Origin of the sequence: Paenibacillus sp. P22, from assembly GCF_000469945.2 — a bacterium.
Lineage (GTDB): Bacteria > Bacillota > Bacilli > Paenibacillales > Paenibacillaceae > Paenibacillus_O > Paenibacillus_O humicus.
In genome coordinates, this window is the sequence record NZ_CBRA020000143.1 from 1 (window position 1) to 16476 (window position 16476).

Here is a 16476-nt window from a genome sequence, read left to right on the forward strand (position 1 = left end):
CTTCACGGGCACCACCGGTGCTACCGGCGCAACGGGCTTCACGGGCACCACCGGTGCTACCGGCGCAACGGGCTTTACAGGCACCACCGGTGCGACCGGCGCAACGGGCTTTACAGGCACCACCGGTGCTACCGGCGCAACGGGATTCACAGGGACCACTGGAACTACCGGTGTAACGGGACCAACGGGCTCGACTGGATTTACTGGTGCCACGGGAGCTACCGGTGCGGCAGGCTTAACAGGCACTAACGGTGCGACTGGCGCAACGGGCTTCACGGGCACCACCGGTGCTACCGGCGCAACGGGCTTCACGGGCACCACCGGTGCTACCGGCGCAACGGGCTTTACAGGCACCACCGGTGCCACCGGCGCAACGGGCTTTACAGGCACCACCGGTGCTACCGGTGCAACGGGCTTCTCTGGCAGCACTGGAGCAACTGGCGCGACGGGCTTCACGGGCACCACCGGAGCAACTGGAGCGACGGGCTTCACTGGCACTACCGGTGCGACCGGCGCAACGGGATTCACAGGGACCTCTGGAACAACTGGCGCGACTGGATTTACTGGCACTACGGGAGCTACCGGTGCGACGGGCCTTCCAGGAGCTACTGGACCAACTGGGGCGACAGGCTTTACAGGGGCCACTGGAACGACTGGAATAACTGGCCTTACAGGAGCCACTGGAGCAACCGGTGCGACTGGATTTACCGGGGCTACTGGCCTCACTGGCGTTACTGGAAACACTGGTGTGACTGGAGCAACCGGTCCTACAGGCTTTACAGGTGCAACCGGAGCAACCGGAGCTACCGGCGCCACTGGATTCACTGGCACTACCGGACATACCGGTGCGACGGGCTTTACAGGAACTACTGGGCCAACCGGTGCGACAGGCTTCACAGGGGCCACTGGAACGACTGGCATATCTGGCCTTACAGGAGCCACTGGAGCAACCGGCGTGACGGGCTTCACAGGGGCCACCGGAGCTACCGGTGCGACAGGCTTCACAGGGGCCACTGGAACAACTGGTGCGACTGGGCCAGCTGGAACTACTGGCTCGACTGGATTTACTGGTGCCACTGGACCTACCGGCGCGACGGGCTCTACAGGTGCGACTGGCTCTACAGGTGCCACTGGCTCTACCGGTGCGACGGGTTTCACTGGCACCACCGGAGCTACTGGTGCGACGGGCATCACCGGTGCTACCGGTGCGACCGGCTTCACAGGGGCCACTGGCTCTACAGGTGCGACGGGCTTTACGGGTGTCACCGGAGCTACCGGTGCGACCGGCTTCACGGGTGCCACCGGAGCATCTGGCGCGACGGGTTTCACAGGCGCCACCGGAGAAAGAGGCGCGAATGGATTCACGGGCACCACCGGAGCTTCAGGCGCGACGGGCTTTACAGGTGCTTCTGGAGCCACTGGTCCGACTGGTCCGACAGGTGCAACAGGCGTCACAAGCGCTACCGGTGCAACCGGCTCAACAGGTGTTACAGGTGCTACAGGAACAACGGGCACTACCGGCATCACAGGTGCTACTGGGCCTACAGGGGCCACGGGACCAACCGGCTCCACAGGAGCAACTGGCCTAGAGGGTCCGACAGGTGCAACGGGCGTCACCGGAATCACAGGAGCGACCGGCCCTAATATACTGGCTCAAGGGTTTTCGGCGACGCGAGCCCCCACTACAGTGTCTGCGAGTGCACAGCTGACGAACTGGAGCACGCCTTCTCCTTTTTACTCCGGTACCGGATTCAATGCCGCGACGGGAAACTACACCGTTCCGACTACAGGCAGATATTCGATTCTGGCGACCATCACTTACAGCACCACAGCAAGCCTGACCGCGAGTATCGGGGCGTCCGTATCCCCCCAATTCGTCATTATGCGGACATCGCCGACTACAACCAATCTCGTTACGGGGAACTTCCCCGTTCTGGACGTCAACGTTGCCCTGGTCCTCACCCTTAGGGCCATCCTTGGCACCGCCACCGTCACGATGACGGGCGAATTCTCGCTCAATGCCGGTGACGTCATCGGAATTTACTACGTCGCGAACGGACTGAACGTCAACCTCAATCTCGGGGGAGCCGGCAGTGCCGTAACGACTTGGGCCATACACGAAATGACTTGATTCAAAATTTGCAGCTCTAGGAGCGGTTGACATGGCTTCGGACCCCCCTCCTTCCGTAGAAGATCGGGTTAAACGTCGAGCAAAGTATGAAAACACCATTCATCTGCTTCTCTTTTCCCTCGCCATGGAGGAATTGAGCATGGCGCATATACTGAATGCGGAAGGCGAAAAAATCCAGCATGCGCTTGGCACGCTCCACGGAACCAATCCTTTGGCGCGGACGGTCAAGGATATCTGCGACGTGAACGGCAGCGTGCTGGAAACATTGAAAGAACTGACCAAAAAGGATTTGATCCTTCTCAACAAGCTGGATCGGGTGACTCAAGCTTTCATGCAGACGGAAGAAGAACCATTCTGAAGCAGTACGGCGGAAGATATGAGTGTTGACTGGAGGTGGTGATCGGTGTCTCAACCGAACATTCCCGATATAACCCCTGAAATTAGCGTGACCAAAAAAGAGGCTTTGTCCCTGCTGCTCAGTTCAATCGCTATGGAAGAGCTGGCTCTGTCCAATCTCATCAACGCGGAGGCGGACAACATTCTCGCCTTGGCCAGCCTCATCAAGAAAGAAGGATGCCTGCCATCCCGCAGCCTGCAGCAGATTCAACAAAATACGGCTCAGTTCATAGAAGGAATCGTCATCAAGCAATGGCTGGCGTTGAACCGGCTTGACCGGATCATCCATTTGGCGGGGCATGAAGGTACTTGCGAGTGCTGCCACAGCGAAGTCGAAGAATGAATACCGTGCCTGAATCGCCGTTGTCCGCTCTCCTTCCTCCCAAGCCGCTGCAGGAAGCGTTGAATGAATGGCTGCAAGGGTCTCTCGCTCTCCAAAGAGCGGGCGGCCGCTTGCTGAGAGCGGAAAAAGCGGTCCTGAAAGCTTGCGGCCAATCCAGCTCCAATCCTCCTTCGGAATCTCTCGTTCGCGGCAGCCGCCGAATCGCTCAATCGGCGAAAGAGCTTAACCGGCTCTTAGCCTCGGCTCGAAGGAGAGCCTCTCTGCTGCAATCCGGAAGCCGCAAGTCCATCCCGGCTGGGCACGAAAGCCGCCGACCCCGATCCGGCGAATCCAGCATGAAGCTGTTTATCAAGCCTATGTCCGTCCCAAGGGAGCTCCCCCCGCCATCCCGCAGCCAAGCCGGCAGGGTGAAAAAACCGAATTCTCATCGTCCAACCTTCTTTGCCCGAAAGCATCTTTTCTTCCCTTAAGGCGGTATAGCTCTTATATCGATGAAGATTTACGCCGCATGCATAGATCTCCTAATAAAAGCCGGGTGATCGACTTGATCCCCGGCAGGCGCTCAAGCGCATTTTCAACAACCGCCACTGGACAGTATGTCCGAGGAGATTGGGACAGGCTGACAGAATCAAACATTGATTTACGAAATCGATAATTCGCCGCCCGTCCATTTCCTGTATAATCCAATTGCACCTATCTTCCCTATCGAAAAGGAGGCATTATGTAATGAAATCAATCGTCAGGCTTTTAGCGTCGGCCGCCCTCGTGCTGGCTCTGCTGCTGGGCAATGTAAGTCCGTTGATCGGACAAGCGGCCCCGGTGGCGGATGCAGCCGTATCCGGACCGACCGATTTTGCCGGCATCATCGCCTACATCAAGGCAAACGGCAAGCTGCCGGCCAACTTCCTGACGAAAAGCCAGGCGACAAGCAAAGGCTGGGTATCCAGCAAATGCAATCTGGCCACAGTAGCACCCGGCTACAGCATCGGCGGAGATGTCTTCTCCAACTATGAAGGCCTGCTTCCTGCCAAGTCGGGGCGCACCTGGCGCGAGGCGGACGCCTATTACACGTCGGGGTGCCGCAACGCTTCACGGGTCCTTTATTCCAATGACGGCCTCTACTACACGACAAGCGACCATTACGCCAGCTTCCAGAAGTGGTGAGCAGCTTAAGGGACTTGCTTTTTCAAGCAAGTCCCTTATTCTTGGAATAGACATGAACCCTCTCCAAGGAGATGAGAAAGCTGGACAATATCTTGCTACTGGACGGCAGCAAGCTGGCGACGATCGAAGCTTTTCACGAAGCGCTTAGCCGCGGGCTGCACTTCCCCGATTATTATGGCCGCAATTTGGATGCCCTTTACGATTGCCTGACGGATTATGACGGTTCCCCGCTGACCATTCATTGGACTTCCATCGAAGACAGCCTCAAGCTGCTTGGCGAACGCACGACATCCGCCCTGCTCTCCGTATTCAAGGATGCCGCAGCCCGCAACCCCAGCTTGATTTTCTCCACTCCCGACTCGAACTAAAAATACCGGAGGCCTGCCGAAAACCTCGGCAGGCCTAGCAGGCTTCCATCTATCGGCTTGGTTATTTCCACGCGCATCCGTTCCTTTCCGCATATCTGTCCATTCAGCCGCCATCTGCAGCAACCTCTGCAGCAGCCGGCCAATGTCCGGCGAATTCCTGCTCGTCATAAGCGTAAAAGCTGGCCAGAATCGGCTTGCGGTCATCGAGAAACAGCTGGCTCGACACGGCGGATACAAGCTTGGGAATCGCATAACGCATGCCCGAAAGGGCCGAAGCCGACAATCCGCAGCTGATCATCGCAGAGTAATTGAACGTAAACAGTCCATGTAGCAGGCTGTCCCCCTCTTCGGTTCGGCTCGTGAAGGCGAAGCCTGGCGTCAAGTAAGGATGGGCGTCAAGCACAGAGCTGGCGATGGGCTCCGGAGCGTCGTACCGGTCCTTCCAGCGGGCGATATGCTTTTCCACCAGCTTCAGCTCCGGACGCAGCGCCGGATCGGTCAGCAAGCCGGTGCTGACGAGCAGGAAGTCGTAGGCGAAGCTTCCTGCAGGCGTCGTTACGACCGCCTGCCCCCCCTCCTCCCTGACAGCCAGCCATGGCGCTCCCAGATGGAGCTGAAGCCCGGCCAGGCGCACGCCCGCTGGAAGGTGTCGTTGGTCGGAGGCTGATTGTGACGGAAGAAATGCGCCATCGCCTCGTATTTCTCTTCATCGGAGAGGATGTGGAAATGCTCGATCATGCCTGAATACTCCATCTGGCGGATCGGATTGATCCGAGGCAGCTCGCTGCGCCGGACGAATACATGCGCAGCCGCGGCTCCTTGAGCAAGCGCATGGTTGGCGTTGTCGAACGCCGATGCTCCCCCTCCCAGCACAGCGATCCTCTTCCCGGCAAGCCTGGAGAAATCGATCGGCTCCGAAGTATGGGCATATAGGCTGCGGGATACGTTGTCGGCCACGATGCCGGGAACATGCCACTCTCCGCCCCCCTGAATGCCGGTAGCCAGAACGACCTTTCGCGCCAGCAGATGCGGGGATGAAGGCTCGGAGCCTTCCACATGAAGGCGATGGATGCCGCCCGGAAGCGGCTCGATCAGCTTCAGCCTGGCATCGTTCCGAACAGGCAGCGCGAGGATGCGGCGATACCATCGCAAATATTCCATCCATTCGCCGCGCGGAATTTTGTCCACTGCCTCCCAGCCTTCCTCTCCGTGCTGCGATTCCCACCAGGAGCGGAAGGTCAGGGAAGGGATGCCGAGATCGATGGAAGTCAGATGCTTGGGCGTCCTAAGCGTGACCATTCGGGCATAGGTTGCCCAAGGCCCCTCCCAACCCTCCGCATTCTCGTCGATGACAAGAATGTTGGACACTCTCTCCCGCAGCAGGCCGAAGGCGGTGCCGAGCCCGCTTTGGCCGGCGCCGACGATGACAACATCATAGACGTGCCCATCCGGATGCACGCGGGGACGAACCCAATCCTTTCCACCAAAAGCAATATAGGCAAGATCTTTGCGGACGCGCGCGTTCAGTTCCTCTAGGCTCATGGCAGCATTCATACCTTTCCGGACGCGATGGCATCCTTGCATGACCGTTCATCAAAGGAATCAGCGGATAGAAGGAGAGATTTCGCGACAATATGCGGCCAACCGCTCCTCGTCAGCTCCTTCGAAATTGTTTATAGGTTATATTTTATGACCTGCTGTGTAAATATAGAGCTCTGCATCTTGTAATCCGCTTTTCGGATTTTGTGCAGCGTAACGATTTTCCCCGCCTTCTCCCCGAACGGCCCTTTTCTCCCTCTCGCCCTTCCATTCGGCTTGAAATAAAAAAGCATCTCCGGAGCGACAGGAGATCGCTTCGGAGATGCTTCTTGCGGCCGGCTTCACATCCCCGGAAGGCTGCGCCGGTACTTGTCGGCAGACATGCCGACCGTCTGCTTGAACAGACGGCTGAAATGGGCCGGATGCTTGAACCCGACGCGGAAGCCCGCTTCCGTAACGGAAATGTCCGGTTCCAGCAGAAAAAGCACCCTGGCCTGGTTGACGCGCTGCTTGTAGATGTACTCGAACAGCTGCACGCCGGTAACTTCCTTGAACGTTCTGGACAGGTAGGAACGGCTCAGATGCAGCTCGCTCTGAAGCCGCTCCAGCGTCAGCTCCTCGGAAAGATGTCCGCCGATATAGTCCATGATATCCTGCGCGATCTGCTCCTTGTCCCTCGACCGTTCCGGCGCCAGATTCATCGGCTCCCGGCATCGCTCGTAGATGAACCCGAGCAGATCCTCGAACGCCAGCTTCATCCGGTACAGGCCGGAAGCATCGCCCTGCTTCTTGAAGCGGTCCATCCGGGCCAGAATCTGCTCCGCTTCTTCCCTATGCTCTCCCCGCAGAGACAGCCGATAGTTGCGGAGCTCCTCGAACGGCCGCATGACGGGAAGCTGCGCCCCGGAAGGCGAGGCGGCCCGGAGCGGATCGGGGTAGAAATGAATGATGCTCCGCACGTAAGGACGGCTCGGATCGACCTTGGGCCTGTGCAGGGTCATGCCGTACATGAGCAGCATGTCGCCCGGCTCCAGGCGATAAATGCGGCTACCGATCAGATACGTGCAATCCCCTTCATGGAAGAAATAAATCTCATAGTAGGGATGAGAATGGAAATCCTGCATGACCTGCCCATCCTCGCGAAAGGTATAATCGAGCAGGCCGGCAGGATATCCGCCGCTTCCGGACATGCATGCCACATCCTCTCCATGGCTCACGGCCATGGGTTCAGCATACCATCGTCCATCCGTTCTGATAAGAGAGCACCTGTCAGGCTCCCGACGCGGCACCGCTCGTCTCCAGCAGCTCGCGCATATAGCGCGAGTATTGCTCCAGCATTTCCGGCGAGCTGTATTGCCCGCTGAAATCCTCCACCCCGATGAAACCGTCGTAGCCGACGGCGACGAGGTCGGAGACAACTTCCCTCCAGCGGACGACTCCGCCTTTCATGCCCGTCCAGCCGCTGTTCCACCGTACGCTTCCATCGGCATCGGCCGTCGATGTCCACCCGGCATTTTTCATATGCACATGAGCCAAATAGGGTCCGAGCATCTCCATGCCCATGCGGTGATTCTCGTAGCCTTCATGGACCATGTTGCCGGGATCGTAGAGGACGCCGACGGCATCGGCGTCCAGCCCTTCGCACAGCCGGATGGCAGCCGAAGCGCTCGGGGCGATCGTCCCGTGATGGGTCTCGATCAGGCCTTTGACTCCATATTGCCTGCACAGGCCGGAAGCTTCGCGCAGGTAAATCCTCTGCAGGCCGAACAGCTCGCCGAAAGGTCTCGACCGGTCGTAGCCGTGAACGCCGAGACGGATATAATCCGCTCCGAGCTCCCTCGCCGCAGCCAGCACCTGCTCCGTCCCTTCCAGATCGCCCGCTTGCAGATAAGGCGTCAGGCTTATGGACTTCAGTCCTTCCTTCTCCGCTGCGCTTCGGAACCGGGCCAGCACGCCGGCATCTGCGCTCTGCGGCACCGTAGCCAGATTGTTGCCCCAGAAGGAGGGCTTCTCTTGCCCGACAGCTGCGGGAGTATCCTTGCAGCGCCATTCTATCCCCTGCAGGCCTGCCTTGCGGGCGGCTGCGGCAAGCTCCTCCGGATGAAGCTCCGGCGTTGCCACCGTAAATACGGACAGCTGAATCGTCATGGTCGATATGGCCTCCAATCTGTCATCTGAATTATTTCCGCCTCCAGGAAGCAGTCTCCTTATTCAAGGCGGAGCTTCAATTGAATCCGCCGATCCTTGTCGCTGCCGCTTGCGCCAGCAGGCACAGCTCCGCCGCCTTGAACGCATGCTCCTGCGTCATGGCCTTCTCCGTCCGGTTCAGGACATCGAGAATCAGGCTGCCGAAAAACGGATACCCGACCTTGCCGGACAGCTCCATATGATGCTCTCCCTCGCCGTTTACGAGATAGAGATGATCCCCCTGCGGGGAACGGGCGATATCCACGTACTTGCGCAGCTCGATATAACCCTCCGTGCCGAGGATGACCGTGCGGCCGTCCCCCCAGGTCGAGAGGCCTGCCGGCGTCAGCCAGTCGACCCGGAAGTAATGGCTGGCTCCGTTGTCGCCCAGCAGGCTGGCGTCGCCGAAATCCTCCAGCTCGGGATAGTCTGGATGGTGGTAATTGCCCACCTTGCTGTGAAGCACCCGGGCATCGCGGCAGCCGGCAAAATGAAGGAACTGCTCGATCTGATGGCTGCCGATATCGCACAGGATGCCTCCATACCGCCGCCGGTTGAAAAACCAGTCCGGCCGCGACGGCGCATTGAGCCGATGCGGGCCGGTGCCCATCACCTGCACGACCCGTCCGACGGCTCCGTCGGCGATAAGCTCTCCGGCGAATACGGCGCTCTCCACATGCAGCCTTTCGCTGAAATAAACGGCATACTTGCGGCCGGTCTCGGCGGCGCAGCGACGGGCTTCCTCCAGCTGCGAGAGCTCCGTGAACGGCGTTTTGTCCGTAAAATAATCCTTGCCATGCCGCATGACCTTGACGCCGAGCGGTCCGCGCTCGTTCGGCACGGCGGCTGCCGCGACGAGATGCAGCTCCGGATCCTGAAGAACTTCTTCCAGGGATCCGGCAATGGCCGCGCCCGGGTAGCGGGAGGCAAACGCGGCTGCCCGATCGTAATCGGCATCATAGACCGACTTCAGCGTGCCGCCTGCTTCGATCAGTCCGTTGCACATGCCGTAAATATGGCCATGGTCGAGGCAGACAGCGGCGAACACGAATTCCCCCCTGCCGACGACGGGACTCGGCTTCCCTTGCGGGGCATAATTCATGCCGTCCTTGCTCACTTGCGGTTCCCCCTTTCATCCGCAGCGTCAATCGCCGCGACAATGATTGAATGATCTAATGAGTGCCCTTCACATCCAGCGTACGGCCTGCAGCCGCTTGGTCCTTGCCGGCAGTCGAAGCCGCGATGCGGGCCTGCAGCTCACGGTAATACTGCTCGTCATCCAGCGGCAGCTCCACCCAGCCGTCCGTCCAGGCGGACAGGAGCATGGCGTTGGCAAGCGCCAAGCCTTTGATCCCTTCCTCTCCAGGCGACTCCAGCGGGGCGCGTCCGGCGATGGCATCGACCCAGTTGCGGGTCACGGCCCGGTGCTGATTGGGCTCGCCGCCCGGCACCGGGACATCGATCCGCCATGTCTCCGGGCTGCCGAAGCCTCCGGCGTACGTCCGGTTGAACTCGCTCTCCGGCGTTCGGAGACGCCAGAACGTCAGCTTGCCGTCCTCGGCGACCAGCTTGCCGCGGTCGCCGGTAATCTCGAGCCGGTTCGTGCCGGGCGCATCGACGGTCGACGTAATGAACACTCCGGTCGCTCCGTTGGGGTATTCGGCGTAAGCGGTAACATCGTTCTCCACTTCAATGTCCCGATGCTTGCCGAAGCCGCAGAAAGCACGGATCCGGGTCGGCATGAGGCCGGTGACCCACTGCCACAGATCGAGGTTATGGGGCGATTGGTTCATCAGGACGCCTCCGCCCTCGCCTTCCCAGGTCGCTCTCCAGCCGCCGCTGTCGTAATAGCTTTGGGAACGGTACCAATCCGTGACGATCCAATTGATGCGCCTGACGTCGCCGAGCTCTCCGGTTTGGATCAGCTCTCGCATTTTGCGGTAAAGAGGGTTCGTCCGCTGATTGAACATGATGCCGAACACCCGGCCGCTGGCCGCGGCAGCCTCGTTCATGATCTTGACCTGCTTCGTATACACGCCGGCCGGCTTCTCCACAAGCACATGCAGTCCCGCTTGGAGGGCGGCTATCGTTTCTTCGGGATGGGAATAATGCGGCGTGCAGATCAGGACGCCGTCCACCTCGCCGGAATCGAACATCTCCCTGGCGCTTGTGTACGTCTTGACGGAGTCGCCGAAGGCGGCCTTCGCCCAGGAAAGCCTTTCCTCCCGGACATCCGATACGGCAGCCAGCACGCCTCCCGGCACTTCGCCCGCCGCCAGATACGCGGCATGGCCCGAGCCCATATTGCCGAGCCCGACAATTCCGATTCTCAGCTCAGTCGTCATTTGAATGCCTCCCCATGCTTCGGTTCCGCCCGCCTGTTGGCGGGTATGCCGTGATTGTATCATGGCAGCGGTTGCAGCTCTTGACCGAGATGGACCGATTATCGCTTTCATTTGACTCTCGTTGCACAATACAGGCCCAAGACTCCATTCCGCTGCGTCTGCTCCCCTCTGAGATAAGGCTGTCGCTGTCCAACCGAGCAGGAGATTCCCCCCCCCCTCATCCATCCACATAAAAAGCAGCGGCTTTCGGACATGAACTCATCCGATTGCCGCTGCTTGTTGGGTTGGAAAAGGTCTCTCCTTCCTGAAAATCCATCGGACAGGCCATTGCCGGCGTCAGCCTTTCACGCCGCCGACGGTCATGCCTTTGACAAAGTATTTCTGCAGGAAAGGATACACGATGATCATCGGCAGGCTGGCCACGATCGTCATCGTCGCGCGGATGGAGCTCGGCGTGACGAAGTTCGAGCTTGAGTTCGCGCTGTTGGCGAATGCCGACGCCGACGTCATCGAGGAGTTCGAATTGGAGTTGGCCAGCATCTTCATCAGCTCGTACTGGAGCGTGCTGAGATTCACTTTCTCGGAGTTGTAGAGGAACACATCGAACCACGAGTTCCACTGGTAGACGCCGGTGAAGAGCGCGACCGTCGCGAGCGCCGGAAGGGCGAGCGGAACGACGATCTGGATGAAGGTGCGGAACTCTCCGGCGCCGTCGATCCGGGCGGACTCGATGATGCCGTCGGGAAGCCCTTCGATGAAGGAGCGGATGACGATCATATTGAAGACGCCGATGATGCCGGGCACGATGTACACCCAGAAGGTGCCGATCAGGTCCAGATCCCTCATCAGCAGGTAGTTCGGAATGAGGCCCCCGTTCAGATACATCGTCAGGATGAACATGATCGTAACGAACTTGCGGAGAACGAATTCCGGACGGCTGATCGTATAGGCCACCATCGCCGAGCAGAAGACGGTGACGACCGTTCCGATCACCGTGCGCAGGATCGAGATCAGCGTCGCGTGGAAGATCGTCGCTTCCTTGAAGACGTACTTGTAGTTGTCGAAGCTCAGGTCCCGCGGCAGCAAGTAGATGCCGCCCTTGATGGAATCGTTCGCGTCGTTCAGCGACACGGCCAGCGTGTTGATGAACGGATAGAGCGTGAAGACGACGAGCAGCGACAGCACCAGGACGTTGAGCGTATCGAATATGCGGTCTCCCGGAGATTGGAACCGCTTATGCATTTTCTTGGGCTGCTGCGGCTGGGGAGCCGGTTCAGCGGCAGGCCGGACCGTATTTGCCATGATCCATCACTCCTTCTAGAACAGTCTCTGCTCGCCGAACCGCTTGGCCATGGAGTTGGCGGTGAACAGCAGGATGAAGCTGACGACGGTTTTGAAGATGCCCGCAGCCGTCGCGAGCGAGAAGTTGCCCATCGAGATGCCGTATTTGAGCACGAAGATCTCGAGATTTTCGGAATAGTCGGCATTCATGCCGTTGCCCATCAGGTATTGGGGCTCGAAGCCTGTCTCCAGGATGCTGCCGAGGTTCATGATCAGCAGGATGACGATGACCGGCTTCAGTCCGGGAAGAGTGATATGGAGAATGCGCTGGAGCCTGCTCGCTCCGTCGATCTCAGCCGCCTCGTACTGCGACGGATCGATCATCGTCATGGCGGCGAGGTACACGATCGTATTCCAGCCCACGTCCTTCCATACCTCGGATGTGCCGAGAATGCCCCAGAAATAATGGCCGACGCCGAGCCACATGATCGGCTGGTCGAGGATATGAAGCCGCATCAGCACTTCGTTGACGATGCCGCCTTCATCGATGGACAGCGCCGTGGAGATGATGTTGGCCGCCACGACCCAGGAAATGAAGTGGGGAAGATAGCTGATCGTCTGCACGGCCCGCTTGAAGAAAGCGACGCGGACTTCGTTCAGGAGAATGGCCAGTACGATCGCGGTGACGAACCCCAGCACGAGCTTGATGACGGCCTGGACAAGCGTGTTGCGGAGCACCCGGATGAAGGTATCGTCCGAGAAAAGGAAGCGGAACTGCTCCAGCCCGACCCATTCCTGCTGGAACATGGTCAGATTGGGGCGATAATGCTGGAAGGCGATGAGCCAGCCCCACAGCGGCACGTATTTGAAAATGAAGATCCAGATGACGAAAGGCACCGACATGAAAATGAGCGTTTTCTGCTTGAGAAGCGTCTTGAACCATCGATTCAGGGCGCTGGGCTCTGCGGCCCGCGGCGCCGGGACGGCGGTTTGATCCCGCATCGTATCTCTCCTCTCCTATCCAACAAGGCACCCAACGTGCAGGGACCGGACCCTGTTGACTGACCGGTCCGGTCCCTCTTGAAGCAGCCTGGCTTACTTGCCTTGCGTTTTGGCGATTTTGGCGGCGACTTCTTTGGTGAGGGTGTCTTCGTACGCTTTCACGTCGAGCTTGTTGAAGTCCTTGAGATACTGGTCCCAGATGCCGTCGAACTGATCGGGCTTGGCCAGCACGAGCTTGGAGAAGTATTTCAGCTTGACGTCCTTGGACTTCTGCGTGAAGATCTGCGCCGGCGAGCCCTGCTCGAGCGAGATGCTCCAGGCCGGGTACCACGGGCGGTCTTCGGGCTTGGCGAACAGCTCCGAGAACGTCTTGACCCCGTATTTGTCGAGGATCAGCTTGTCGCCGTCCGTGAAGGAGGCTTGGGCGACCTCCGGCTGGCGTCCCGCGTTGAACGAGTTGCCGTCCGCAAGCGTCGAGCCCTGGCCGTACATCGGCCAGCTGTAGTTGAAGTAGGAGAAGCCGATGCTTTCCTGCTTGGCGTTGTCCTTCAGCATTTCGATCTGCTCCGGCGTGCGGTAGAAGCGGCCCTTGTCGTCCACCTCGTACGTTTCGCCCTTGATGCCCCATTGGATCAGCACCTGGTTCTCTTCCTTGAGCATCGTGTCGAAGAACTTGATGATGCGCTCCGGATCCTTGGCCGCCGTCGTGATGCCGACGCCGCGGTTGTTGATGAAGGAAGGAGGGTCGAGATACTGGTCGGTCGTATTGTTGTCGAATACGATCGGCAGCGGCATGTAGTCGAGATCGTCGTTGCCGGTTTTTTTGATGTTCTGGAGAGCCTGGTTCGCCTGCCAGCCGTAGTCGAAGAATCCAAGCACTTTGCCGGAGGAGATTTTGGCCAGATACTGGTCATAGTTGCTGACGAACGAGGCTTGGTCGTACAGTCCCTCGGAGTTGACCTCGTTCAGCTTTTTCAGCCAGGTTTTCGTGTAGTCGCTGTTGGCGTATACCTTGGCGTCATGGGTGCTCATATCGACGATGACGTCGCCGTCGTTCGGATAGCCGGCCAGATGCATCGGCGGGTTGAAGATGCCCATCGTCCGCCAGTCGTAGATCAGCGAGCTGAAGCCGGTCAGCTTGTCGGTCTTATGCGCGTCGTTGTACTTCTTGATCAGGTCGAAGTACTCGTCGATCGTCTTGATTTTCGGATATCCGGCTTCCTTCAGCACGCGGCGCTGAATGAAGAAGGCGCCTTGATCGATCGTCGGGCTCGGGATGTACTCCCCGACCACCGGGCTGAACGGCAGGAAGTAGATGTTGCCGTCGTCCGCTTTCATGAGGTTGTAATAAGGGCCGTATACGCGCTTGATGTTCGGTCCGAACTTCTCGATCAGATCGTTCAGTGGAATGAACGCCTTGGCGTCGAGCACCTTGTCGATCGCGGTATCCGGAGCCAGCACATCCGGATAGTTGCCGCTCGCGATCATCGTGCCGATCTTCGTATTGACGTCGCCGACCGGATATTGAAGATTGAAGTTGACCCCGGTCTGCTCCTCCAGCTTTTTGCCGATCTCCGTTTTGTTGGAGTCGATGTTCGGCACCTGGGAGTTGGCATTGAAATACGTGAACGTAACCGGTTTCAACTCTTCCTTCGGCTCGCCGCCCGCATCCGTATTGGCTGGAGCCGATGCTTCCGGCGATGACGCGGGAGCCGGGTTTCCGGCATTGTTGCTGCTGTTGCCGCTGCAGCCCGCCACCGCCGCCATGGCGACGGCAAGGGCGAGAAGGCCCATTTTTTGTTTGACCATGCTGGTCATGTCCCCTTCCACCAATGAAAGTCTCGAAATTGTGCAACCCTTTTCTGTAAGCACTTTCATTGTAAGGCAGGGCTGAGAGCCGCAACACCCGACAAACTTTAGCTGTTACCCCAAAAACCTTAGGAATTAAGCGGAACGCTCCTCCGGCTCGCGCGGGAAAGCGATGCGGATGGCCGTCCCGCGCTGCCATTCGCTGTCCAGCTTGAACGTAAAACGGTCGCGATAATAGAGCTGGAGCCGGCGGTAGACATTCTGGATGCCCACATGCTCTCCGAACGACTCCTCCCGCTCCAGCATCCGCTCGATCGCTCCTACCTCTTCCTCCGGCATGCCAGCTCCATCGTCCTTGATCTCGGCGATCAGCTGCCGGCCTTCCGCCCGGATGGCGAGCCGGATCAGACCGCCGTTCTTGCTCGGCTCGATGCCGTGGATGCTGGCATTTTCCACGAACGGCAGGATGGACATTTTCGGAATGAGCCATTCCATCGCCTCGTCCTCGACGTCGATCTCGTACATCAGCTTGTCCCCGAACCGGTACTTTTGAATTTCCAGGAAGCAATGGACAAGCTCGAGCTCTTCCCGCACGGTCATCCAATCCTTGTCCCAGGACAGCGAGCGCCGGAAGATTTTGGCCATATTGTGGATGATTTTGGCCGTTTCCTCTTCCTTCTTGATGATGCTGCGCATGCGGATCGTCTCCAGGGCGTTGAACAGAAAATGCGGATTGATCTGGCTCTGCAGAGCGTGGAGCTGCGCTTGATTGCGCTTGATTTCCAGATCCTTGCGCTGAATGTCGGCCACATACACGTCGTCGATGAGATTTTTGATCTGCATGGTCATCCGGTTGAACTCGTTCGTCAGCTGGCCGATCTCGTCGCGATGGTCGGGATGCTTGATCGTATCGAAGTGATGGTTCCTCACCCTCTTCATATGCTTGAGAATGCGGACGATCCGCACGCTCAGCGAACGGGTGAACCAGATGATGATCAGCGTCGGGATGAGCAGATTCGGCAGGGCGAGATAAACGACAAAATTGCGGGACTTGTAGACATCCTGCAGAACGCGGTGCTCCGGAAAGACGCCTTCGATCCGCCAGCCCTTCAAATAGTCGACGTTCTCGATGCTTTTGGTGACCGCGATGCCGTCGCTCGGAGACGCATGGCTCGCATAAGCGAGCGAGCGATGCTGCCAGTCCAGAGCGGAGCCCGAAGCGTAATCGATCAGCTCCAGATCGTTGACCAGATACAGGTCGCCCTGCAGGGTCGAGTTGCGGAACAGGCTCGCGACCGCATCGTAGCTGATGTCGATTTTGACGACGGAATGGCGGGCGTACTGGGACTGGAAGTAGTCCAGCTTGCGGACGAAGCTGTATACCGTCTCCAGGCCGCGCGAAGTCTCCACATCGTTGCGGACGACGACCGGCGCCCTCCTGCCGGGCATCTCCAGGGCGCGGTACCAAGGCGTCGCCTCGACCTCCTCCGAGATCGGAAGCACCCCTCCGCCTCCGATGATGGTCGGGTTGTCGGTGTAGATCGTAATATTGCTGACGGATTTGTAGATCGGAGAATACCGGTACAAGGTCGGGCTGATGTCCGAATAGTAGGAATCGACGTATTCGGATGCGCCGGCATACGGCTTTTCGATCGTCTCGTTCAGCTTGGCGTCGGTGTAGAGAATAGAAGAAATTCCGGCCGCGACATCCATCTGCTCGAGGAAGTCGCGCCGGATCTGCTCCATGGCCATGGAGATGTCGTTCAGCTTTTGCTGTTTGACGTGATGCGTCGTCACCTGATAGAACACAAAGTCGGTCAGCACGATCGGGATCAGCACGCAGACCAGATACACGATCAGCATTTTGTCCCGGAGCCGCACATGATTCAAGCTGAATCGCATAACACTTGC

General features: G+C 58.7%; 13 protein-coding genes and 1 pseudogene. 5 read left to right on the forward strand and 9 right to left on the reverse strand.

All coding sequences use genetic code 11. The features are described 5' to 3' along the window. Nucleotides 1-1687 precede the first annotated feature (1687 nt). The 5 genes from BN871_RS29270 (at nucleotide 1688) to BN871_RS18820 (ending at nucleotide 4402) form a co-directional block, all read left to right on the forward strand. The gene (locus tag BN871_RS29270; RefSeq protein ID WP_176587492.1) at nucleotides 1688-2131 is read left to right on the forward strand and encodes a hypothetical protein; all 444 of its coding nucleotides are present in this window, start codon (nucleotides 1688-1690) and stop codon (nucleotides 2129-2131) included. 139 nt (nucleotides 2132-2270) lie between these two features. Then, the gene (locus tag BN871_RS18800; protein ID WP_049867144.1) at nucleotides 2271-2489 is read left to right on the forward strand and encodes a hypothetical protein; all 219 of its coding nucleotides are present in this window, start codon (nucleotides 2271-2273) and stop codon (nucleotides 2487-2489) included. Nucleotides 2490-2534: 45 nt separating this feature from the next. Next, entirely contained in the window at nucleotides 2535-2870 is a 336-nt protein-coding gene (locus tag BN871_RS18805) for a hypothetical protein (RefSeq protein WP_021879121.1), read from the forward strand. 726 nt (nucleotides 2871-3596) lie between these two features. Beyond that, nucleotides 3597-4034: a ribonuclease domain-containing protein gene (locus BN871_RS18815; RefSeq protein WP_048748334.1), complete on the forward strand. Its 438-nt coding sequence runs from the start codon at nucleotides 3597-3599 to the stop codon at nucleotides 4032-4034. A 92-nt stretch (nucleotides 4035-4126) separates the two neighbouring features. Next, a complete protein-coding gene (locus tag BN871_RS18820) occupies nucleotides 4127-4402 on the forward strand; it encodes a barstar family protein (protein ID WP_232313179.1) in 276 nt (91 codons plus the stop codon). 103 nt (nucleotides 4403-4505) lie between these two features. Here the strand turns inward: BN871_RS18820 and BN871_RS18825 are convergent. From BN871_RS18825 to BN871_RS18865, 9 genes and pseudogenes are all read right to left on the reverse strand, one after another. Continuing rightward, nucleotides 4506-5944 (reverse strand): annotated as a pseudogene (locus BN871_RS18825) (FAD/NAD(P)-binding protein). Nucleotides 5945-6282: 338 nt separating this feature from the next. Beyond that, nucleotides 6283-7131 (reverse strand): AraC family transcriptional regulator, encoded by an 849-nt coding sequence (locus BN871_RS18830; protein WP_069202420.1) that lies wholly within the window; start codon nucleotides 7129-7131, stop codon nucleotides 6283-6285. A gap of 79 nt (nucleotides 7132-7210) precedes the next feature. Beyond that, entirely contained in the window at nucleotides 7211-8083 is an 873-nt protein-coding gene (locus tag BN871_RS18835; RefSeq protein WP_048748358.1) for a sugar phosphate isomerase/epimerase, read from the reverse strand. A gap of 82 nt (nucleotides 8084-8165) precedes the next feature. Continuing rightward, nucleotides 8166-9230, reverse strand: a complete 1065-nt coding sequence (locus BN871_RS18840) for a Gfo/Idh/MocA family protein (RefSeq protein WP_048748359.1) — start codon at nucleotides 9228-9230, stop codon at nucleotides 8166-8168. A 70-nt stretch (nucleotides 9231-9300) separates the two neighbouring features. Beyond that, entirely contained in the window at nucleotides 9301-10473 is a 1173-nt protein-coding gene (locus BN871_RS18845; protein WP_048748335.1) for a Gfo/Idh/MocA family protein, read from the reverse strand. Nucleotides 10474-10809: 336 nt separating this feature from the next. Next, the gene (locus tag BN871_RS18850) at nucleotides 10810-11715 is read right to left on the reverse strand and encodes a carbohydrate ABC transporter permease (protein WP_232313183.1); all 906 of its coding nucleotides are present in this window, start codon (nucleotides 11713-11715) and stop codon (nucleotides 10810-10812) included. 75 nt (nucleotides 11716-11790) lie between these two features. Further along, the gene (locus tag BN871_RS18855; protein ID WP_232313184.1) at nucleotides 11791-12657 is read right to left on the reverse strand and encodes a sugar ABC transporter permease; all 867 of its coding nucleotides are present in this window, start codon (nucleotides 12655-12657) and stop codon (nucleotides 11791-11793) included. Nucleotides 12658-12849: 192 nt separating this feature from the next. Further along, nucleotides 12850-14565 (reverse strand): ABC transporter substrate-binding protein, encoded by a 1716-nt coding sequence (locus tag BN871_RS18860; RefSeq protein WP_048748337.1) that lies wholly within the window; start codon nucleotides 14563-14565, stop codon nucleotides 12850-12852. A gap of 135 nt (nucleotides 14566-14700) precedes the next feature. Beyond that, nucleotides 14701-16467, reverse strand: a complete 1767-nt coding sequence (locus tag BN871_RS18865) for a sensor histidine kinase (protein ID WP_048748338.1) — start codon at nucleotides 16465-16467, stop codon at nucleotides 14701-14703. Between the last annotated feature and the right edge of the window lie 9 nt (nucleotides 16468-16476).